Origin of the sequence: Dorea amylophila (assembly GCF_025567265.1) — a bacterium.
Lineage (GTDB): Bacteria > Bacillota > Clostridia > Lachnospirales > Lachnospiraceae > Dorea_A > Dorea_A amylophila.
This window is the reverse complement of sequence record NZ_JAOQJW010000006.1, coordinates 1-21894: the sequence shown is the minus strand read 5'-3', so window position 1 is coordinate 21894 and position 21894 is coordinate 1. Positions and strand designations below refer to the sequence as shown.

The window sequence follows — 21894 nt, the reverse complement described above, 5'->3', positions numbered from 1 at the left end:
CGCGCCAACTCCGAAGGAGTTGTGTGCATCGATGCGAAGCATCGCGTCACATTTCGTGATTACACTACTTGCAAATCGTGATAACTTACTATCACGAAATGGGACCAATAGGGCTCGAACCTATGACCCTCTGCTTGTAAGGCAGATGCTCTCCCAGCTGAGCTATGATCCCATATTTAATTGTTTATCGCCTGCTCACTAAAAGTGACAAGCAAGCGACCCAGAAGAGACTCGAACTCTCGACCTCCGCCGTGACAGGGCGGCGCTCTAACCAACTGAGCCACTGGGCCATTTCATGGACCTTCGGGGACTCGAACCCAGGACCGATCGGTTATGAGCCGATTGCTCTAACCAACTGAGCTAAAGGTCCAAAATCTTTAAGTCCCGTAAGGACTAAGCCGATGATCGGACTCGAACCGATAACCTGCTGATTACAAATCAGCTGCTCTGCCAATTGAGCCACATCGGCATTTTACCTAATTACTTAGGTAATGACTCCAACGGGAATCGAACCCGTGTTACCGCCGTGAAAGGGCGATGTCTTAACCGCTTGACCATGGAGCCATATCTCAGTCACTGCTTCGTGTTTTTATTTCTCTTGCGTGACCGAGATTTATAATATCATAACACAATATCTTTTGCAAGTGTTTTTTTGAATTTTTTTTATTTTTTTCAAAAAAACTTATTTTTGTGTATTTTCCGCTTTTTTTCCGAAGTGTACTATTCTTCTATTTCACGTTCGTCATTGGCAACTCTTTCAATATGCATTGCCAGATATCCTGTCTCTACTTCTTCCAGCTTTACTCCCAGACTCGTACCTACCTGGTCGCAGATAACTTGTGCCATCCCAAAAGATTCCGGGAATTTCACTTCCATATAGTCGTTCATATTCACCTTCAGCTTCTCACCGCTCAAGGCTCTTGCCACCATATAACGGATATGATTCATCAGACGGTTGTAAGATAATGATGCAATATCGATTGGTTTTCCGATCGCTTCTTCTACCATACTGATGCATTCCCTGACAGATCTTGCCATCTGCATTGCCTGTGATACTTTCTCGTCTTCTATTGCCGAATGGATATGAAGTGCCACATATCCGATCTCGTCGTCTTCTATATCGATCTGAAACTGCTTTTTCAAAAGAGGCCGGATACTTTCCGCCACCTTGAATTCCATATGGAATAACACACGGATGTCTTCTGTGAGCGGATTACTGATCTGCTCATGATTCTGAATACGTTTTACTGCAAATGCAATATGGTCTGCAAGTGGGAATAGTACCATACGGTCAATCTTCCCAAATACCTTTTCAGCCTCGTCGAGCACAGCATTCGTCAGTTCCAGAAATTCCGGTGCGATAGACTTTACGATTTCTTTTGCCCCGCCCCGCTCTTTATATTTTTGGAGAGAATATAAACGGTCTTCTGGTCTTACTTTGATTCTTTCTGCAACTTTTCTGCCGAATCCTACTCCCTTTCCCATGATCAGGACTTCTTTATGATCGTCCTGATGGATGGCTATTACGGTATTATGATTTAAAACTTTCTCTATCCTGTACATCATATCCCCACTTGTATCTCCACATTACATTCTTTTACGCTTCGTAGATATCAATTGCGAAAAGCTCATCTCCTGCCTTGATCTCTCCCTCATTCAGAAGGCGGATCTTCTGGTTATCTTCAAGCTCTGTACAGAGAACCGGTGATGCTACCGATGGTGCATTTGCTTTCAGGTAATCCAGATCCAACTTCAGCATCGGATCACCCTTCTTCACCGTCTGTCCGTTCTCAACGAAGCATTCGAATCCTTTTCCGTCCAGTTTTACGGTATCAATACCGACATGGATCAGAAGGCTCACTCCGGACTCTGTCATGAATCCGATCGCATGCTTGGTATCGAATACGAAGCATACTTCTCCATCTTCCGGTGCTCTTACGATCGCATCTTCCGGTGTTACAACAGCACCGTCACCCATCATACGTCCGGCAAATGCTTCGTCCGGCGTTGTGGAAAGGTCTGCCGCAACTCCTGTGATCGGACTTGAGATCACGATTGTATCTACAATTTTCTTTTCTTCTGCTTTGGTTTCTATTTTATCATCTTCTGATATGTTCTGACCAGTACTTTCTGCGTCTTTCTGAGGCTCATACAGCTCTTTTGGCGCATGTTCCAGATAGTCTTCCAGGTTCGCCTTAATAACCGTCACACCCGGTCCGTAAATGATCTGTACACCCTGTCCGCGATGGACCACGCCGGATGCACCTGTTGCTTTCAAAATTCCGTCATTTACCAGATCTGCATTGCTTACCGTACAACGAAGTCTTGTCGCACAGCAGTCTACGTCTTCGATATTCGCAGAGCCTCCAAGTCCTCTTGTAATTTCCGCACTAAGCGAATCTTCGGAAGTTCCTTCTGTACCTGCTTCTGTATTTCCTGCTTTTTTGGCATTGACATCTGCTTTTGTATAAAGTTTTGTCTCTGCATCATCATCTTCACGACCCGGTGTCTTAAGATCTAACTTCTTGATCAGGAATGAGAAGATAAAGTAATACAGGAAGAAATAGATAATTCCTACCGGAATGATTCTGATCCAGCTTGTCTTCGCATTTCCCTGAAGGATACCGAATAACAGAAGATCTAAGAATCCGCCGGAGAATGTCAGTCCTACTGCAATATTCAGGATATGTGCAATCATGTATGCACTACCTGCAAGTACAACCTGTACTGCGAACAGAACCGGTGCCACAAACAGGAACGAGAACTCCAGAGGCTCTGTGATACCTGTTAACATACATGTCAGTGCTGCGGAAAGAAGCAGTCCGCCTGCCGCTTTTTTCTTTTCTGGTTTTGCCGTACGGTACATAGCAAGTGCCGCTCCCGGAAGTCCGAAGATCATGAAGATGAACTCACCGGAGAAATATCTTGTCGCATCCGCGCTGAAATGTGTAATATTGGCAGAATCGGCAAGCTGTGCGAAGAAGATATTCTGACCACCCTGGATCAGTTTTCCGCCAACTTCCATCGTTCCGCCGACAGCGGTCTGCCAGAACGGAAGGTAGAACACATGATGCAGTCCGAACGGGATCAGCGCACGTTTTACAATACCGAAGATCAGTGTTCCGAAATATCCGGTTCCTGTTACCAGACCGCCCAGTGCATAGATACCGTTCTGCACAACCGGCCATACGAAATACATTGCGATTCCGACGAACATATAAGTAATTGTTGAAATGATCGGTACGAATCTTGAACCGCCAAAGAATGATAATGCATTTGGCAGTACAATCTTGTGGAAACGGTTATGAAGCGCCGCAACTCCAAGTCCTACAATAATACCGCCGAACACACCCATCTGCAGTGTATTGATTCCACACACAGAAGCGATCGTTCCTTCAAGGACATTCTTGGAAATGGTTCCGTCAGCTGCGATCTTCCCGCTGATTTCCAGCATACTGTTAATGGAAATATGCATAACAAAGTATGCGATCAATGCTGATAATGCTGCAACTTCTTTTTCCTTCTTTGCCATTCCGATGGCTACACCAACGGCAAAAATCAGTGGAAGGTTATCGAAGATCGCACTTCCAACCTTGTTCATAATAATCAGCAGCGAATGAAGGATTGTTCCCTCTCCCAGGATTCCCTGCAGTCCATAAGTTGCAATGGTTGTGGCATTGGTAAATGAGCTGCCAAGACCGAGAAGCAATCCTGCTACCGGGAGGATTGCGATCGGGAGCATGAAGCTGCGCCCTACTCTTTGCAATACGCCAAAGATTTTGTCTTTCATATTTTTCTCCTTTTCTTTGTACGTGTATCTATGCATAGTCTTTCCTTTTTATCAACTTATTAACACAAAAAAGGCACTAACTCTGCATAAATACATTTAATAATTTACACATAGTTAATGCCTCGTTCATCGTTTACTAACAAGTAACATACTATATTTGTATAATACTCTTTTTCCCATTTCCTGTCAAGATTAACTTCTACAATTTTCTCACGGAATTACCATCATTTATTCTCACCGGAAAACGGTATGCATAATTTTTTGTCTGCCAGTCTTCATCATCCATCATACGCAACAGATGATTCCCTGTAATATATCCCAGCTTGTTTTTCGGATGTATGGCGGACAGTACTTTAACATCTGTATTATCCATCAGCTCCGCATCATCAAAAGATACTACCGACAGATCTTCCGGAACGTGTATCCCTCTCTCATCCAGAAATTCCAAATACACTCTCGCCACTTCATCATTATAGATCATCATCGCTGTACACTCTCTGGTGTGACGGTAAATATGAGTAAGTCCTTTCTTACCGAACTTGTCTTCCATCTCTCTGGTAGAATACCATCTGATGCAGTCATCGTCATATTTAATTCCATAATCCGACATGCATTGGATCAACCCCTTATAACGTGCAATCCCCTGCATATCATCATATTTCAGAATTCCTCCGATTTTTCTGTGCCCATGTTCGATCAGCGTCTTTGTCAGTTCATAGGCCGATCTGGTGTCCGACATCTCTACACTGTCAAAAGACATATTTTCATAATGATTGTGTATAAAGATTGTCGGTATATTCCGCTTCTTAATTTCTTCAAACAGACGCAGATTCGGATTCGGAAATGCAGAACGTGAACCTTCAATGATCAGACCCGAGACGTTATTCTTCAGCATACTCTCCAGATAAACCGCTTCATCGTTCAGACGGTTCTTGGTAACTGCCACATCAATACGATACCCCTTTTCACTCAGGGAAGCTTCTATGCCGTCATACACCTCCGGGAAGAGATATTCCGAATAATAGCTAAGCAGCAGTCCTACTCTCGGCCGGTCATCATCTATCATCTGTCCTTCATAAGACACATATGTTCCGCTCCCCCTCACCCGGGTGATCAGCCCTTCTTCTTCCAACTGCTGCAAAGCCGTTCTTACTGTCTGCCTGGAATACCCGAACTTCTTCTGCAGACTCGGCTCTGATGGGAATTTATCCATGTTCCTGATCACACCACTGGTGATCAGTGTATGTGCCCAGTTATATAATTTTTGATATTTCAGACCTTCCTGATTCGTATTCTTCATAAATGCTCCATATACCAATTACGGGCAAAAACATTAAAGAATGCCTTTGCCCGTAATGAATAAATAATTTTATTATTTGATAACTGTAAGTGATTCACGGTCTGCGAATACTGCTACGAAGATCAGGAATACAACTCCCTGGATCAGCTGCATCATCTGTGTTGAGAATCCCATCATTGTCAATCCACTGTTCAGTACGACGTAAAGAAGAGATCCAACAACGATATTTTCAAATCTTACCTTGGCTCCACCGGAAATAGGCATACCACCTAATACCAGAGCGATCAGAATCTGTGTCTCTAACTGGTTACCACCGGAAGATGTAACAGATCCAACCTTGATAACGTTGATAAATGCTGCAAATCCTGTCAGTGCACCTGCCAGTACATACATGAGGAATTTCATTCTGTCTGTGCGAATTCCTGAGAACATTGCTGCTTTTTCACCGGCTCCGATCGCTTTTAAATATGTTCCGAATTTTGTATAACGGAATGCGATAAATCCAATAACCAGAACAACTACTGTACAAGCCACTTTGAATCCTGTACTGTCATAATTGATCAATGTTGCAGAACCGGAAACGGGTGCATTCGTTGTCATATATTTGATAAATCCACGGAATAAGAACATGGTACAAATTGTAACAATGAATGATTTGATCTTACGGTATACATAGAAGAATCCGTTGATCGCACCGATGATCGCACCTGATGCAATACCACCAAGAATTGCAATTGCAATTCCATGTTTTGAAAGAATACATACAACGATTGAAGCAATTCCAAGGATAGATCCCTGAGAAAAGTCCAGGCCGCCCATTGTCATAATAAAGAACACGCCCATAGCTGCAATCATTGTAACATATACCTGCGAAAATGCCAGTGACATATTTCCCATCATACGGAAATCTGTCAGGACATTGAACAGCAGGAAAATAACAACCAATCCTACGATTGGCAGGAGCGCACGAACCATCGCCATCTTAGACGCTTTCTTAAGCTGCTGCTCCTTATCGTTTGTTTTTGCACTTACTTGACTTCCCATAGTTGCCTCCTTATACCATCATCGAAATCAGACCATTTTCATCCAGGTTCTGATTACGTTCAAGTTCTCCACTGATACTTCCATCTTTCATAATAATGATACGATCACTCATACCAATCAGTTCCATCAACTCTTCTGAGATCATGATGATGGATTTACCGTTCTTTCTCATCTGGTTCATCAACTGATAGATGTCCTGTTTTACCTTAATATCGATTCCTCGGGTAGGACTGTCCAGAACAACGATATCAGAATCTTTTCCGATCCATCTTGCAAGAACAACTTTCTGTTTGTTACCACCGGACAGATTTGAAACGAACTGGTTTACATCATTCATCTTTACAGACATCTGTTTTGCATATTTATCGGCAAACTCTCTACGTTTCTTATCGCTTAATATATGTGCTTTATTAGCAAGTTCATCTAATGATGGTAAGCAGATGTTGTCACCGATACTCTGATTCAGCACAACCGACTCATTGTCACGGTCTTTGGATGTATAAGCAACGCTGTGCTTAATTGCTGTAGGAATATCGTTGATGTGTGTTCCGTCAGCCAGAACAACTTCACCTTCTCTGTCATAAGATGCACCGAAGATTGCTTTACCGATCTCATGCATACCTGATTCTGACAGACCACCGAATCCAAGGATCTCTCCTTTGTGTAAATCAAAGCTGATATCTTCGATCAGTCCTGGAACTGTAACATTCTTTACGGATAATACAACTTCATCTGATACTTTTTCACCATAGTCTGAACGATAGTAATCACCTGTTACCTCACGTCCAACCATCAGCTTCTTCAGATCATCTTCGTTCACATCTGCACTTTTAACCGTATCGATATATACACCATCCCGGAGGATTGTGATTGTATCGGATTTGTCAAGAATTTCCGGAAGGTCATGGGAAATAAAGATAACCGTATTTCCATTGTCACGGACACGATTCATCTGTTTGTACAGTTCTTCACGTCCTTCCTGCGAAAGAGCAGTTGTCGTCTCATCGACAACGACGATCTTAGGATTAAAATATGTAGCTTTTACGATCTCAACCAGTTTACGGTCTTCGAAATTATAATCATCAATCATATCTCCTGCTTTGATCTTATCAAATCCATAGGATTGTAAAAGCTCATTTGCTTTTTTGTTCATTGCTGCGGTATTCTTGATCCCCAGATGAACGAACTGATCTTCATGTCCAAGGAAGATATTCTCTGCTACCGTCAGTCCGGAAAGAGTTCCAAGTTCCTGTACGATGATAGAAATACCTTCTTCATTTGCTTCTACCTGGTTCTTCGGATGAACTTCTTTTCCATCCAGAATGAACTGTCCACTTTCCAGTGTATAGATTCCTGTCAACATATTTGTCATTGTTGATTTACCGGATCCATTTTCACCGATCAGTGCGTGAACCTCACCTTTATTGATATTAAATGACACATCTTTCAACGCCTTCGTGATACCGAAGTTTTTAGAAACATGTTTTACCTGTAATCTCACTTCACTCATTGCTGTCTTCCTCCTTCTATTACTTGACAATCTCGCCTTTTGTAACCTTTGTTGTCAGAGTAACGATAATCAGCAGTGCAAATCCTGTAATAACGTCCTGGATCGCTGTAGGAGCACCAAGTGCGATGAAACCGAAGAAAATAATATTGATTACGAATTCACCGATGATAATAGCCTGCAGCGGCATACCATATTTCTTAAATGCCAGACCGAAGAAGCATCCCATTGTCGGTACGAAGTTTCGGCTCATAGATGCCATACCGGTAACCGCTACCATTGAAGAACCATAACTGATTGTCAGAATTGCCATTACTCCAAGGAACGCACCACTTAAGATGAATGCAAGTACCTTGTATTTATTAACATTAATACCCATGTTCTTAGCAACGAACTCGTCACTTCCGATCGCATAAGTATAAGTTCCGATTTTAGTGTAGTTTAAGAATATGTAAGCAACAACGCATGCTACCAATGCAAGGATGATATCCCATGGCATACGTCCGAATGCTCTTAAGTGTGCCGGAAGTGTCTGTTCTACACCACCTGCCATGTAGTTTGCCAGCGACTCATAGATAAGTGCCAGACCTGTTGTAACGATCATAGATGGAATTCTTAATTTCACATAGAAAATTCCGTTTAATAAACCAACGATTGTACCTGTAAGAATACCTCCGACGATCAGTCCGAAATATCCTAAATTAAATTTTGTTGCCAATACGCAACCAACGATTGCGGAAAGCATGATGTTTGCACCAATAGAGAAATCGAACATTCCCATTACCATTACGAAATAGAAACCAACCGCACCTACAGTGGCAATCAGACTGGCCTGAAAGTAATTGAGCATATTGGAAAATGAGCCGAAGTTATGTGGTGTCAATATTTTAAAGATTACCCAGGAAACAATCACAAGACCGATCAGGATTACATACCCCATTGTCTTTCCTGAGAGTTTTTTAGTAGTGCCCATATTATCTACCTCTTCTTATTATCTTTTTAAAAGAGAAGGTGGCATCGCCTTTTTTGCGACGTCACCCTCCCCAAATTATTTTCTGTTATCTTGTGTCCGTCTTATTTAGCGGCACGGCTCTCTGCATCAGCGATAGATACGCTTGCTGCAGTAGCTTTCAGCTCTTTCATACTTTCTTTAGACATAGCTACTAATTCATCGTCTGTGTATGGAAGCTGATCTACGAAATATTTCTCGTATGCTGCATAGTCTTCTGCTGATGATACATACAAGTATGGGAATGGAACATCTTCGAATTTACCAGCGAAGTCTTTGTAGTTACCTTTGACTGCATTGTAAACCATCATGAATGCGATCAGTGGGTCACAGAAGTGTCCACCGGATTCACCGGCCATTGATCCGTTCTGAAGTCTTTCTCCAAGGTCTGGAAGGAAGTCTGTAGAAACGATATCGATGTCCTGAGTCTTTCCTGCACGTTCAACTGCTGCGATTGCTCCCTGAAGTGGATCTCCACCACCACCAGCTGGGATCAATGCATCAAGCTTAGGATCTGCTGCCATTAAAGCTTCAGCGGCTTTTGATCCACCTTCTGAAGTTGTACCAGCGTACTGTGGCTCAGAAATTTTTGCTTTGTCGTCTGGGTTTTCTTTGTTCCATTTTTCAACTCCGGCTTTGTAACCTTCCCATCTTCCAAGCCAAGTAGCATCTCCCTGCTCCCAGCCGATCAGACCGATGTTACGATCACCTTTGTCAAGAAGAATCTTAACAAGTTCTGCACCGTTTTCAGGTTCATCTTCATGAACTGCTCCGATGTAGTAAGCGGAATCTTTTGCTGCTTTGTAGATATCTGCACTGTCTTTTTTGCTGATTACACGGAAGAACTGTGCAAGATATACTTTATTATCATTACATGTCTTGATTGCTGATGTCATCTCTGTATCAGATGAGTTACAGATGATGATTCCCTGGCATCCTGCTGCTGCTAACTGCTCTACAGAAGCTGTAACTTTCTCAGATACATGTCCCTGGTCAACATACTGTACTTCTACATCCAGTGCTTTAGCTGCTGCATCCAGCATCTTCTTACACTGTGATCCAAGAACGTCTGTTGAAGACCAGATAGAAACTCCGATTTTAACCTTTCCTGATTTACTGCTCTTGCTGCTCTTGTCATCAGAACTTCCACCGTTTCCGCATGCAGCAAGTCCAACTACCATTGTTGCTGCCAAAAGAGCTGCTGTTACTTTTTTGAGAACTCTCTTCATAATGTTTCCTCCGTTTTCTGTATTTATTTGATGATTAGATTATATACTTAACTGGTATCGTTTTGCAATAAAATACAACCATTTTTTTCAACAAAGTTGTACTGTCTCATAGCGCTTTTCATGGTGTTTTCATCTGTCAAAACCGTTTTTTGTGCGTTTTGACAGTCTTGGTTTCAATAATTATGAACAAAGAATGAATTTTTTGTGCATTTTTCTTCATTTCTTTCATACTTTCTTTATAGTACAATACAACTTTTATTTTGTACTCACTTGTATTATTTTTACAAAACAGCAACCTAAGTTGCATTTAATCTTATAAATAGCAATATTCTTTCAGGTATGCAATACAGTAACCATCATCACAAGTATGATCTTTTTTCAAGATATCAACTGCTCCTAAACCATTTTCTACTATAAATAATGGTACTTCATAATGTTCATATAATGTAACCAGCGCATAACGCACTCCTACCGGGTCAATCTGCCAGCCCAGTCTTTTCCTCCATCCATACCAAAAACTTATATTTGCAATGCATAATTGCTATTTTACGCATACTTTTCATTGTGTTATTCTACAAATGGTTAAAAAAATAACACAAAAAATTATTTTTAAGAAAGAGGTATGAATATGGAAGACACAAAAACATGTCTTGAGAAACAGCCGTTATCCCAGGAAATGCTTGAAAAGATGAATGCCTACTGGCGTGCTGCCAACTATCTGTCAGCCGGTCAGTTATACCTTCTTGACAATCCATTATTAAAAGAACCACTTACAATGGATCAGATCAAGAAGAAAATCGTTGGGCACTGGGGAACTGTCCCAGGACAGAACTTTATCTATGTACACTGCAACCGTGAGATCAAACGTTATGATCTGGATATGATCTTATTATCAGGTCCTGGACATGGCGGAAACTTCTTAATTGCCAATACATATCTGGAAGGTTCTTACAGCGAAGTATATCCGAACATCAGCCAGGATGAAGAAGGTATGAAGAAGATGTTCAAGCAGTTCTCATTCCCATGTGGAGTTCCGAGTCACTGTGCACCAGAGACACCAGGATCTATCAACGAAGGTGGAGAGCTTGGATACTCTATCGCTCATGCATTCGGTGCTGTATTCGACAACCCGGATCTGATCGCAACTGTTGTTGTTGGTGACGGTGAAGCTGAGACCGGACCGTTAGCTACTTCATGGCAGTCTAACAAGTTCCTGAACCCAGTTACAGACGGTGCTGTACTTCCAATTCTTCATTTAAATGGATATAAGATCAGTAACCCTACTATCTTCTCTCGTATTTCCCACGAGGAAGTTGAGAACTTCTTCAAAGGATGTGGATGGAAACCTTACTTCGTAGAAGGCGATGATCCGATGACAATGCACAAGAAGATGGCAGAAACAATGGATACTGTTATCGAAGAGATCAAAGCAATCCAGAAAAATGCACGTGAGAACAACGATCCAGAGCGTCCGGTATGGCCAATGATCGTTCTGCGTACACCAAAGGGATGGACTGGACCAAAGGTTGTAGATGGACAGCAGATTGAAGGATCTTTCCGTGCACATCAGGTACCACTTACAATGGAAAGTCCAGAACATCTGGAACTCTTAAAAGAGTGGCTGGAAAGCTATCATCCGGAAGAACTCTTCGATGAAAACGGACACCTGATCCCAGAACTTGCGGAACTTGCACCTAAGGGAGATGCCCGTCTCGGAGCTAACCCACATGCAAATGGTGGATTATTATTAAAAGACTTAAGACTTCCTGATTTCCGTTCTTATGGAATCGAAGTTGAACCAGGTAAGACAAAGGCTCAGGATATGATCGAACTTGGCGGATATATCCGTGACATCTTCGAATTAAACGAAGAGAACAAGAACTTCCGTATCTTCGGACCTGACGAAAGTATGTCTAACCGTTTATACAAAGTATTTGAAACACAGAACCGTGACTGGAATGCCGGACTTCTTGACACAGACGATTGTCTTGCAAGAAACGGACGTATCATGGATGGTATGTTAAGTGAGCATATGTGTGAAGGATGGCTGGAAGGTTATCTGTTAACAGGACGTCACGGATTCTTCGCAAGTTACGAAGCATTCATCCGTATCGTTGACTCTATGGCAGCTCAGCATGCAAAATGGTTAAAAGTATGTAACCAGCTTTCATGGAGACAGCCAATTGCTTCTCTTAACTTCATCCTGACATCAAATGTATGGCAGCAGGATCACAACGGATTTACACATCAGGACCCAGGATTCCTGGATCACATCGCTAATAAAAAAGCAGATGTTGTCCGCATGTATCTCCCACCGGATGCTAACTGCTTACTCTCTTGCTTCGATCACTGTATCAAGAGCAAGAACTATGTCAACGCTATCGTAGCTTCAAAACACCCAAGCTGCCAGTGGTTATCTATGGAACAGGCTGTTAAGCACTGTACACAGGGTATCGGTATCTGGGATTGGGCAAGTAACGACTGTGGTGAAGAACCAGATGTTGTTATGGCTTGCTGCGGTGACACACCAACTCTTGAAACAATGGCTGCTGTTACAATTCTTCGTGATGAAATGCCAGAACTCAAGATTCGTGTTGTTAACGTTGTTGACCTGTTCAAGATGGAATCAGATCACAAACATCCACACGGATTAAGTGATGCAGAATATGATGCAATCTTTACAAAAGATAAACCGATCATCTTCGCATTCCACGGATATCCGACACTGATCCATGAACTTACATACGAACGTAACAACCACAATATTTCCGTTCATGGATATCAGGAAGAAGGAACGATCACTACACCATTCGATATGCGTGTACAGAACCAGATCGACCGTTTCAACCTGGTAAAAGATGCTATCATGCACTTGCCACAGCTTGGCAACAAGGGATCATTCCTGATCCAGAAGATGAACGACAAGCTGGTTGAGCACAAACAGTACATTGCCGAATACGGACAGGATCTTGAAGAGATCCGTAACTGGGAGTGGCATAAATAAAAATTCCTACTAATTAGTTTGTTTTAATAAAAAGCCCGAAAGCTTACCATATTTTACTCCAATTCGATACCTTTTATCTTTGTCAGATCGTTATGATCATCCGAATTTGTGTAAGCTTCCGGGTTTTTATTATATTTCTCATTTCTCATGATTGGCAGATTAATTGCCCTTCTCTTTCAGGAATTTCTGGAACTCCTTTGCTGCGATACTCTGCGGATATTCCATATCGTAAATCAATATGATATTACGTTCCGGCAGTTTTTCTTTTACCTTGATTTCAAATACCTGTCCGGACTTAAGTTCCGCATCCGCAAATTCCGCCGGGATGAATCCCAGTCCCAGATTATGTCTTACTGCCGGAAGTATCATATCCGTCGTCGCAAGCTCCATATCCGGTGTAAATGTCAGACTGTTCTTTTCAAAATATTCATTTAGAAAACGTCTGGTAATCGTCTCTGCAGTCAGACTGATCCATGGATACGACACCAGTTCCTTAAGCGATAACTCCTCTTTCCCCGCTTTCAATTCTTCAAATCGCATTCCGGCGATCAGTATATCCCTGTATTTTCTCAATATCTTCATCCGAAGCGGCTTTGCCACCTGAAGGTTAGCCGATACAAATGCAAGGTCTACTTTTCCTTCTTTTACTGCATTCACCGACTCTGTCGTACTGTTATTCAGAATCTTAAACCTCACATTCGGATACAGGCTGTTGAATTCTTCCATTGCCTGAAAAAGATAACAGTGAAGTGCCGTCTCCGTAGCGCTGATATAGATCGTTCCGTTCTCCAGCGAGATCAGATTGCTCAGATCATTCTCTCCTTTGAAAAACTGGGCACATCCTGCCGCTACATATCCATAAAATGTCCGGCCTTCCGGAGTTAGCTGCATTCCGGTCTTACTCCTCGTAAATAAGCGGCAGCCAAGTTCATTTTCCAGTTTGTGTATGGTACGCGTGACTGCCGGCTGGCTGGTCTTCAGTACCGTTGCTGCCTTGGTAAGATTTTCATATTTTGCTACATAATAAAATATTTTGTAATATTCAAAATTTGAATTCATAATAAAAACTACTCCTCTTCATCTCTCACTATATTTTAAAAAATAAGTGAAAAATGTCAAGTGATATCTTCATTCTCCACCGCTGTCAACTTTTCTTATATACTTTTACATATTCCAAAAGAGATCTGACATATCCAAATGCCAAATCTCTTTTTTGTCCTTATTAACCTTTTACAGCTCCGGCTGCAACACCTTTGATAATATGCTTCTGACAAGCCAGATAGAAGATAACTACCGGAATTACCGCAAGGATCAGCGCTGCCATAACAGCACCCATATCTACACGTCCATAACTTCCCTTCATATACTGGATCGCAATTGAGATTGTCTTATACTTATTCAGATCCAGTACCAGGTATGGAAGCAGGAAGTCGTTCCAGATCCACATCGTCTCCAGGATTCCTACGGAAATGTATGTCGGCTTCATGATCGGAAGTACAACGGAGAAAAAGGTTCGAAGTGGTGTACATCCGTCGATCATTGCTGCTTCCTCAATTTCCAGTGGAATGGATTTTACAAATCCGCAGAACATGAACACTGCAAGACCTGCACCAAATCCGAGGTAAATGATGATGATTCCCCAAGGTGTACGAAGCCCTGTACGGTCAGCTACCAGCGATAAGGTGAACATAACCATCTGGAACGGAACAACCATGGAAAATACGCAGAATAAATATAACAGTTTTGTAAACTTACTGTTTACTCTTGTAATATACCATGCACACATAGAAGTACATACAAGGATCACAAGTACGGAACCAACTGTGATAAATACAGTCCAGCCGACTGCACTCAGCAGTTCATATTTGTCAATTGCGGACAGGAAGTTATCGATTCCTACCCATGTCTGCTTTGTCGGGAGTTTGAATGGTTCTTTGTTGATAAATACTTTATTTTTAAATGAGTTGATCAGCACGATCAGGATCGGCATGATATATACAATACCGATGATCGTAAATGCACCTGTTCCAAACCAGCTTAATTTACTTGTTTTTTTCTTCATTACTGCTGTACCTCCTTAGAACGTGTTGCACGTAACTGGATCATACCGATCACAACTACGATCGCAAAGAAGATGACTGCCTTCGCCTGTCCGACTCCTTCCCATCCGGTACGTCCGTAGAACGTATTGAAGATGTTTAACGCCATCATCTCAGACATCTTAGACGGTTCACCGGCTGTCAGGGACAGGTTCTGATCGAATAACTTGAATCCGTTTGTAATTGACAGAAACATACAGATCGTGATCGATGGCATCATCATCGGGATTGTTACCTTGAATAATGTCTGGATCTTATTTGCTCCGTCAATCTCTGCTGCTTCAATGACATCACCAGGAATGGACTGAAGACCCGCAATATAGATGATCATCATATAACCGATCTGCTGCCAGCTGACCAGAATGATCAGTCCCCAGAAGCCATACCACTCATTCAGAGCAAGTGCGGTACCATATCTGGAAAGAACTCCGTTAAAGATCAGCTGCCAGATATATCCAAGTACGATACCACCGATCAGGTTCGGCATGAAGAAGACCGTACGGAAGACATTTGTTCCATGCATTTCTTTTGTCAGTGCCATTGCAAGTGCAAATGCTATGATGTTAATGATCAGAAGAGAGGCAATCGCGAACAGTACGGTATACCAGAATGAATGACGGAATGCCGTATCTTTCAGTGCTTCTATGTAATTTGAAAATCCTACGAATTTCGCGTCTGTTACGGTTGTAAATTTACAAAATGAAAGCCAGATTCCCATAATAAAAGGAACGATAAAGCCAAGAATAAATGCAAAAAACGTTGGAAGCACGAAAATCGGCATATAACGTTTGATGGATTTTTCCATAATAAATTCCTCCTTCCATGCAGAGAATCTCCGCTTCATTTCCCTGCACTTTTTCATAAAAGCGGCGGGTGTTTCTTGCAACCGCCCGCCACTACTCACTTCATATAACTATTTTGATTGTTACATTTTTATTTTTATTTTGCTGCTGCAGCTTCTTTTGCCCATCCGTCAACGAATGCTGTTGTAACTTTTGCCCAGTTTGCATCTGTCGGATCTGCTGCGTAACTTGTCAGTGCAGAACCCACTCCGTTCTTCCACTCTTCTGATGGCATTGTTGAGAAGTTCCAAGATACAGGAGTCTTTCCGTCTTCTGTATATTTGTTTGCTTCGTTAACAAGTACGTTGTCTGATTTCAGGTTCTTCTTAAATGGAATTGTGAATCCCATGTCTTTGCACATTGCCTTTACACCATCATCAGATGTTACACACCAGTTCATGAAATCAAGTGTTGCCTGAATGTCGTCTTCAGATGCTTTGGAGTTTACACACCAGTAGTTCTCTGTACCTGTACAGATTCCCTGATCTTCTTCGCCTTCTACACCGATGTAGATTGGAAGGATTCCAAGATTGTCATCTCCGACGTCTTTGATGTTGTTATATTCCCATGTACCATTCTGGTAGAATACTGCATCACCTGTTACGAAATCTGCTGTTGCATCGTCAGCTGTCTTTGTAGAAAGTTCTGTTGGTTTGCAAGTAGCGTTGTTGATGTAGAGATCCCAGATCTGACGGTAGTTATCAAGGTATGTTCCTTTGATAGCATCTGTGTTATCGATTCCTTCATCTTTGTATTCATAGTAGATTGGAAGGTTTGCCAGATGAGTTTTGAATCTCCAGTCAGATGATCCGTCCATACCAGCGGATGTAAATGCTGAGAATCCAAGTTTGTCCTTATTCTTTGTGATGTCTTCTACAACTTTCTTGAAGCTGTCAAAGTTAGTGATATCATCAGCTGAGTATCCTGCTTTCTTTAACAGTTCTTTGTTGTAAATGATTCCGTAGCTTTCTATTACGTATGCGATTCCTGACATCTTGTCGCCGTCCATCAGTGCGAAATCATCACTTGTCAGCTGTTTTGCAACATCAGAATCTTTCAGATCGTAGCAGTAATCTTTCCAGCTTGCAAGTCCAACCGGTCCGTTTACCTGGAACAGTGTCGGAGCATTGCTCTTAGCCATCTCAGATTTTAATGTCTTTTCGTATTCTCCGGATGCTGCTGTAAGTACTGTTACATCCACTCCTGTTTCTTTTGTATACTCTTTTGCCAGATCCTGCCACTGCTCATCCTGTTCTGGTTTGAAGTTTAAGTAGTATACTTTTCCTTTTGCGTCTTTCTTGTCTGACTTGCTGTCAGAAGAGCTTCCACATCCTGCAACCATTCCTGTTGCCATGGCTGCTACCAGCATTGCTGATACAACTTTACGCATTTTCATAATTCATTTCCCTCGCCTTTCTTTTTTGAAACCTTCGTTTCTCTCGTTGTCATTATATTAACAGAAATGCGCTCAAACCCTGTATCAATAAAACAACCTGATATACAAAAAAACATATCTATTGTTCTTCTTCAAACTGCCGGATGCTTTCGTCTTCTGCCTGCGTGAATTCCTGCTCCGTTATCTTTCCCTGTGCCAGTTCCGCCAGACATTCTCCCAGTACATCCTCCTGTAGCAGTGAATTCCACTTCACCTGATAATTCGGTACAATCTGTGGATTTCCCGTATAAGCCTTCAGATAATCATCCAACAGCGTTCCTTCCTGTCTTGTCCTGCTGTTCAGCAATTCTTCTTTCTGTTCTTTATTCAATTTCGTTCTGAATTTGAGGAACTCAACTGCTCCTTTTTTCACCTTTTCACTATAAGTTGATACAACTGCCCAGCCGAATGTCTCTGGTGAGCCTATCAGTTTATTTTCAGGAAATGTAGAAAAACATACTTTTTTCTGCATTTCCTCCGGAATCTGATCAATCATCCAGTAACCATTAGGTATCATCGCTGCATTTCCTGCCACGAAATTATCATGAGCTACGTCAAAATCATTATGTAATGCATCCTGGGTCGTATATTGGAATAATTTTTTAATGTACCGGCTATCTCCAGCCCCGGTTCATTCTGATAGGTATCCGGATATAATTGCTTCATGAATGCCGCACCTTCTTCACTTCCTGCTACTTCTGCTGTTGCAAGCAGCATTGCGGCCCATGCTGTTCCTTCCGTATGCAGGGCAAGCGGCGTGATCCCTGCTGCTTTCAGTTTCTCACAACATTTCCAGAATTCTTCCCATGTCTCAGGAAATCTGCTGATTCCTGCCTGTTCAAATAACTCCCGGTTCCAGAAAACCCCTGAACAGGCGAATGCCGCCGTGCTGACCGGACCCAGATAAATCTTTCCATCCTCTTCCCGGACCGATTCCATTACTGACGGTTCGATCATATCTTTCCATTCCTGATCTTCGTTTATGTAAGGTGTCAGGTCCTCAATCCTGCCTTTCTTGATCATCATCTGATAGAAAGACGGAAGCATACGCAGATCAGTGATAATAGCCGGTAATTCATCTGTCACATTCATACGTTTCAGATTCTTCCGGTATTCTTCCTCTGTCTCCATCACCCAGTCCACATCTATATGATACTTCCCTTTGTATGCCCTGTTGAACCGCTCCACCACTTCCTCTTCATTCTTATTACCGGTACTGGAATCTACGGTAAGGATCATTGGGATCTCTACTACTTTATTCTTTTTTCTGGTCTGTGTATTCTCTTTTCCCGCACAGCCGGTCAGTGCTGTCAGCATGGCGATCACCATCACTGCTGCCATAATCCGTCTACTGTTCACAGTTTTCTTTCCCGTCATCCGGGATCTGGATAACACAGACGGTTCCATTTGTATCCGATTCATAGAAAAATCTCACATCCTCCCCATACTTTAACCGCAGTCGCGTAATGATATTTATCACACCGTAACCATGTTTTTTGTCTTCAAAACTGTCTTTCATTTTTGATACCGGTATCTCTGACAGTCCGTTTAACTTCTCCGCCATCTGCTCTTCCATCGGAGTTCCGTTATTATAGACACTGAAAGTAAGCTGTCCTGCCTGTTCAGTGACACTGATCCTTATCAGACCGCCTTCGAAGATATCACAAAATCCATATTTGACTGCATTTTCCACAATTGGCTGTAAGATCAGCTTTAATATCCACCTTGTTTTCAGTTCTTCTGCACATTCGATCTCATAACGGAACAGATTCTCATTGCGGATCTGCTGAATCTCCATATAACTTTTTACATTTTCCAGCTCGTCTTCTACTGTCACAATCTCACGTCCTTTGCTCAGTGACAGACGCAGATACTTTGACAGTGCCTGTATCATCTTCATCGTCTTCTCTTCCCCGTTGATCCGCGCCAGCATATAGATGGTATCCAGAGTATTATAGAGAAAATGCGGATTGATCTGGCTGATCAGCGTATTCATCTCACTGATTCTTAGTTCTTTCTGCTGATTCTTGACCTCGTTCTGGAACTCTTCGATATTCTTTAACATCTCGTTATAGGCATGCCCGATCTTATCCAGTTCTGTATCCGTATGGATCTGAATGGTATGTGTAAAATCATTTCCATCAAAACTTGTCATGGCATCACTGATCTGTCTGATCGGCCGGGTAAATGTCTGTGATGCATAAAGACTTAATACAAACGCCAACACTGCGATCACCGCATAGATAGTGAGTAATACGATCAATATCTGCATCATTCCCTGATTCAATACCATATCCGGCACCAGTGTAAAGATCACCATCCCTGTCTCTTCCTGCCGGTATGCCTGTAAAATCCCGCCTTCTATCTTTTTTCCCCGCACGATCACACCGGATTTTTTCGTTCTGGTCAGTTCCGTAATCTTCTTCATTGTCCTTTTTTCGATACTGAGATCTTCCGGTTCCTGCCGGATGCAAGTCTTTCCTTCCGGACTTATGATTCCCACTGCAACATCTTTTGCAATCTTCCTGTCTTTATCCATAACACTTTCCAGAAACTGTTGATTCATCTTCAGATACACGATTCCAGGTTCGTGTGCGTAATCCATACTGTTCACATATCTTCCGATAAACAAAGCTTCGTTCCCCGTACCAAACAGGTAATCCCGGGTCCATATCCACTGCGTCTTCGCATACTCATCCCCCATTTTCTCACGCAGACCGCTGCTTTGAAAATCCGAATAACCAATCTGGGAATAGGATTTTGCGTAAACATTTCTTTTATTATCAATGTAGCAGTAATCAGCGACATGATTTAGATCTATATATGCAAAATATTTGCTCAGTGCATTCTTCTCTACTTCCTGCAGTTCTTTATTCTTCAGACTCTTCTGCACATCATTTTCCAGGATGATTTCCGCTGTCACGGCATCCGTCTTCCGGTACAGATTATCCAGGGCTATCCCCATCTTCTCATTCATGAATTCATACTTATCCACAATCACATCTGTCATATTCCGTCTGACATAAGTCCATACACAGATGCTGGAAAGAACCAGTGCCAGTATCAGAAGCGTACACATATACTTCAGATACTTTTTCTGGATTCCTGACATTTTACTTTTTTTCATACTTCATATTCCCTTTTGTAATCTCTCGGAAGCTGTCCTGTATATTCTTTAAACAAATGTGAAAAATAGGATGGATTACTGATTCCGACCTGCTCGCAGATATTACCGATGCTGGTTCTTCCGTCTTCCAGCAGTCTCTTTGCCAGCTCCATTCTACGCTGCAACAGATATTGTTTGAATGTCATATGAAAGGTATTCTTGAATACCCGTCCAAAATATACCGGATTCAGATATACATGTGTCGCCACTGATACAATCGAAAGATCTTCATTATCCAGATGTTCATCTATATATGCCACAGCCGCTGCAATGTATTCTTTTGATCCTTTATTCTCTTTCTTCTCTGCATTTTCCAGTCTTTTTTCAATAGCAGTTCCCAGAATCTTATAACAGACATCCACCGCTTTTGCCGCCTTTAAGTTTCTCATATTCGAATAATAATTTTCAAATTGCTGATTCAGTGATTCGTCCATCCCGTAACTGTCTTTTAACATGAATTCTGTCTTTACCATGATCTTGTGCATATACTGGCATTGCAGTTCTTCTCTGTGTGGCAGTTGGTAAATAAAATGTACAAATGCCTGCTTTAACTGTACGGCGTCGTTCTTCCGCACGCTGTTGACCACCATCATCTCTGCCTCCGCCGGATATGGGCTTTCCTCTTTTTCTTCAACAGTCTCCGGGATTGTAAATACTCCCGCTCCGGATGCATTTGTAACAGCGAACAATCTCTGTGCTTCTTCAAAACTTCTTCTGATTCCGCGGATCCCTTTATATGGTTTGGATATTGCTGCAATAACCGGGCTGTTCTCTTCTTTTTTTACCTCTTCCAGCAGTTCTTTCAATTCATGTACCGCTGTGTTCTCCTGCGTCTTTATAATAAATGTACGATGTCCTTCTTCACTCTCGAATTTCCAGTATGTGAATCTCTCTGCGATCTTTTCTTCAATCATTCTGACCATGGAAAATCTCGAGGCTTCATATTCCAGTTCATTGGTAATCTTATAGGCCAGATCAAGATCTGCATATACTGTAATAAACCGGTCCCCTTCCTTCATGACATCCTGCAGCGTATGGAAGACTTCATCTACTTTTTCTTCCGGCAGCCGGTTCTGGACATATTTTTGCACGACAACCTGCAAAAATCCATCTCCGTCCTTTTTCAGAAGTCTCTCCCAGCGGTCATACTTTTCCTCATTTCTGATCTGATCTTCACAGATTTTACCGACATCTGTCATCGTCGCCTGTAATTTTTCATCTTCAATCGGCTTCAGAAGATATGCGAATGCCCCCAGATCACATGCCTTCTTCGCATATTCAAAATCCCTGTATGCACTTAATACCACGAACTGACACTCCGGGTTCTCTTTCTTGATTTCTTCCATTACCATAAGTCCGGAAATCTGTTTCATCCTGATGATATGCTACCCTCATATAGGACAATGAAATATAAAAGTCCTATATGGGGGTATTTTCATGTTCAGAAAGAGTAAGATAGAACCAGTAGA

Annotated in this window: 16 protein-coding genes, 5 tRNA genes and 1 pseudogene; 1 reads left to right on the top strand and 21 read right to left on the bottom strand. The window is 42.1% G+C overall.

Annotation, left to right across the window (positions count from 1 at the left end; all coding sequences use genetic code 11):
• Positions 1–99: 99 nt before the first annotated feature.
• The 13 genes and pseudogenes from OCV72_RS04810 to OCV72_RS04750 all read right to left on the bottom strand — a co-directional run.
• Positions 100–172: transfer RNA gene (locus tag OCV72_RS04810), tRNA-Val, on the bottom strand.
• 44 nt (positions 173–216) lie between these two features.
• A tRNA-Asp gene (locus OCV72_RS04805) sits at positions 217–290 on the bottom strand.
• Between the two features lie 6 nt (positions 291–296).
• Positions 297–370 (bottom strand) — tRNA-Ile (locus OCV72_RS04800).
• 26 nt (positions 371–396) lie between these two features.
• Positions 397–469, bottom strand: a tRNA-Thr gene (locus OCV72_RS04795).
• Between the two features lie 23 nt (positions 470–492).
• Positions 493–564 (bottom strand) — tRNA-Glu (locus OCV72_RS04790).
• A 156-nt stretch (positions 565–720) separates the two neighbouring features.
• The gene (locus OCV72_RS04785; protein WP_081021002.1) at positions 721–1566 is read right to left on the bottom strand and encodes a PRD domain-containing protein; all 846 of its coding nucleotides are present in this window, start codon (positions 1564–1566) and stop codon (positions 721–723) included.
• 31 nt (positions 1567–1597) lie between these two features.
• The gene (locus tag OCV72_RS04780; RefSeq protein WP_055195266.1) at positions 1598–3790 is read right to left on the bottom strand and encodes a PTS sugar transporter subunit IIABC; all 2193 of its coding nucleotides are present in this window, start codon (positions 3788–3790) and stop codon (positions 1598–1600) included.
• Positions 3791–3989: 199 nt separating this feature from the next.
• Positions 3990–5090 carry a GntR family transcriptional regulator gene (locus tag OCV72_RS04775; RefSeq protein WP_055282254.1) on the bottom strand — a complete coding sequence of 367 codons (1101 nt, stop codon included), beginning with the start codon at positions 5088–5090 and terminating at the stop codon, positions 3990–3992.
• A gap of 72 nt (positions 5091–5162) precedes the next feature.
• Complete coding sequence (locus OCV72_RS04770; RefSeq protein ID WP_081021001.1) at positions 5163–6134, bottom strand: ABC transporter permease; 972 nt, start codon at positions 6132–6134, stop codon at positions 5163–5165.
• 10 nt (positions 6135–6144) lie between these two features.
• Positions 6145–7644: a sugar ABC transporter ATP-binding protein gene (locus OCV72_RS04765; RefSeq protein ID WP_055282252.1), complete on the bottom strand. Its 1500-nt coding sequence runs from the start codon at positions 7642–7644 to the stop codon at positions 6145–6147.
• Between the two features lie 19 nt (positions 7645–7663).
• Complete coding sequence (locus OCV72_RS04760; RefSeq protein ID WP_022415810.1) at positions 7664–8614, bottom strand: ABC transporter permease; 951 nt, start codon at positions 8612–8614, stop codon at positions 7664–7666.
• Between the two features lie 101 nt (positions 8615–8715).
• The gene (locus OCV72_RS04755; protein WP_055282250.1) at positions 8716–9879 is read right to left on the bottom strand and encodes a sugar ABC transporter substrate-binding protein; all 1164 of its coding nucleotides are present in this window, start codon (positions 9877–9879) and stop codon (positions 8716–8718) included.
• A gap of 325 nt (positions 9880–10204) precedes the next feature.
• Positions 10205–10369, bottom strand: a pseudogene (locus OCV72_RS04750) (family 1 glycosylhydrolase); the annotation flags it as partial.
• Positions 10370–10507: 138 nt separating this feature from the next.
• On the opposite strand from OCV72_RS04750, the gene OCV72_RS04745 reads away from it, so the two are divergent.
• Complete coding sequence (locus OCV72_RS04745) at positions 10508–12883, top strand: phosphoketolase family protein (RefSeq protein WP_022415816.1); 2376 nt, start codon at positions 10508–10510, stop codon at positions 12881–12883.
• A 159-nt stretch (positions 12884–13042) separates the two neighbouring features.
• On the opposite strand, the gene OCV72_RS04740 is transcribed toward OCV72_RS04745, so the two are convergent.
• The 8 genes from OCV72_RS04740 to OCV72_RS04705 form a co-directional block, all read right to left on the bottom strand.
• Positions 13043–13942 carry a LysR family transcriptional regulator gene (locus tag OCV72_RS04740; RefSeq protein ID WP_055282248.1) on the bottom strand — a complete coding sequence of 300 codons (900 nt, stop codon included), beginning with the start codon at positions 13940–13942 and terminating at the stop codon, positions 13043–13045.
• Positions 13943–14105: 163 nt separating this feature from the next.
• Complete coding sequence (locus OCV72_RS04735) at positions 14106–14945, bottom strand: carbohydrate ABC transporter permease (protein WP_055282246.1); 840 nt, start codon at positions 14943–14945, stop codon at positions 14106–14108.
• The gene (locus OCV72_RS04730) at positions 14945–15787 is read right to left on the bottom strand and encodes a carbohydrate ABC transporter permease (RefSeq protein WP_044920163.1); all 843 of its coding nucleotides are present in this window, start codon (positions 15785–15787) and stop codon (positions 14945–14947) included. Before OCV72_RS04730 ends, OCV72_RS04735 begins: the two co-directional genes overlap by 1 nt.
• A gap of 134 nt (positions 15788–15921) precedes the next feature.
• Positions 15922–17220 carry an ABC transporter substrate-binding protein gene (locus tag OCV72_RS04725; RefSeq protein ID WP_055282244.1) on the bottom strand — a complete coding sequence of 433 codons (1299 nt, stop codon included), beginning with the start codon at positions 17218–17220 and terminating at the stop codon, positions 15922–15924.
• A 118-nt stretch (positions 17221–17338) separates the two neighbouring features.
• Positions 17339–17776 carry a hypothetical protein gene (locus OCV72_RS04720; RefSeq protein WP_242859211.1) on the bottom strand — a complete coding sequence of 146 codons (438 nt, stop codon included), beginning with the start codon at positions 17774–17776 and terminating at the stop codon, positions 17339–17341.
• A 32-nt stretch (positions 17777–17808) separates the two neighbouring features.
• Positions 17809–18618 (bottom strand): ABC transporter substrate-binding protein, encoded by an 810-nt coding sequence (locus tag OCV72_RS04715; RefSeq protein WP_242859210.1) that lies wholly within the window; start codon positions 18616–18618, stop codon positions 17809–17811.
• Positions 18608–20386, bottom strand: coding sequence for a sensor histidine kinase (locus OCV72_RS04710; RefSeq protein WP_055282242.1), 1779 nt, complete (start codon positions 20384–20386; stop codon positions 18608–18610). Before OCV72_RS04710 ends, OCV72_RS04715 begins: the two co-directional genes overlap by 11 nt.
• The gene (locus tag OCV72_RS04705) at positions 20383–21798 is read right to left on the bottom strand and encodes a response regulator transcription factor (RefSeq protein ID WP_242859209.1); all 1416 of its coding nucleotides are present in this window, start codon (positions 21796–21798) and stop codon (positions 20383–20385) included. Before OCV72_RS04705 ends, OCV72_RS04710 begins: the two co-directional genes overlap by 4 nt.
• Positions 21799–21894: the final 96 nt, after the last annotated feature.

Bases quoted from the DNA above. Each gene is read 5' to 3' on its own strand.
- OCV72_RS04785 (WP_081021002.1), bottom strand. From the start codon at position 1,566: ATGATGTACAGGATAGAGAAAGTTTTAAATCATAATACCGTAATAGCC.
- OCV72_RS04780 (WP_055195266.1), bottom strand. From the start codon at position 3,790: ATGAAAGACAAAATCTTTGGCGTATTGCAAAGAGTAGGGCGCAGCTTC.
- OCV72_RS04775 (WP_055282254.1), bottom strand. From the start codon at position 5,090: ATGAAGAATACGAATCAGGAAGGTCTGAAATATCAAAAATTATATAAC.
- OCV72_RS04770 (WP_081021001.1), bottom strand. From the start codon at position 6,134: ATGGGAAGTCAAGTAAGTGCAAAAACAAACGATAAGGAGCAGCAGCTT.
- OCV72_RS04765 (WP_055282252.1), bottom strand. From the start codon at position 7,644: ATGAGTGAAGTGAGATTACAGGTAAAACATGTTTCTAAAAACTTCGGT.
- OCV72_RS04760 (WP_022415810.1), bottom strand. From the start codon at position 8,614: ATGGGCACTACTAAAAAACTCTCAGGAAAGACAATGGGGTATGTAATC.
- OCV72_RS04755 (WP_055282250.1), bottom strand. From the start codon at position 9,879: ATGAAGAGAGTTCTCAAAAAAGTAACAGCAGCTCTTTTGGCAGCAACA.
- OCV72_RS04745 (WP_022415816.1), top strand. From the start codon at position 10,508: ATGGAAGACACAAAAACATGTCTTGAGAAACAGCCGTTATCCCAGGAA.
- OCV72_RS04740 (WP_055282248.1), bottom strand. From the start codon at position 13,942: ATGAATTCAAATTTTGAATATTACAAAATATTTTATTATGTAGCAAAA.
- OCV72_RS04735 (WP_055282246.1), bottom strand. From the start codon at position 14,945: ATGAAGAAAAAAACAAGTAAATTAAGCTGGTTTGGAACAGGTGCATTT.
- OCV72_RS04730 (WP_044920163.1), bottom strand. From the start codon at position 15,787: ATGGAAAAATCCATCAAACGTTATATGCCGATTTTCGTGCTTCCAACG.
- OCV72_RS04725 (WP_055282244.1), bottom strand. From the start codon at position 17,220: ATGAAAATGCGTAAAGTTGTATCAGCAATGCTGGTAGCAGCCATGGCA.
- OCV72_RS04720 (WP_242859211.1), bottom strand. From the start codon at position 17,776: ATGATACCTAATGGTTACTGGATGATTGATCAGATTCCGGAGGAAATG.
- OCV72_RS04710 (WP_055282242.1), bottom strand. From the start codon at position 20,386: ATGAAAAAAAGTAAAATGTCAGGAATCCAGAAAAAGTATCTGAAGTAT.
- OCV72_RS04705 (WP_242859209.1), bottom strand. From the start codon at position 21,798: ATGAAACAGATTTCCGGACTTATGGTAATGGAAGAAATCAAGAAAGAG.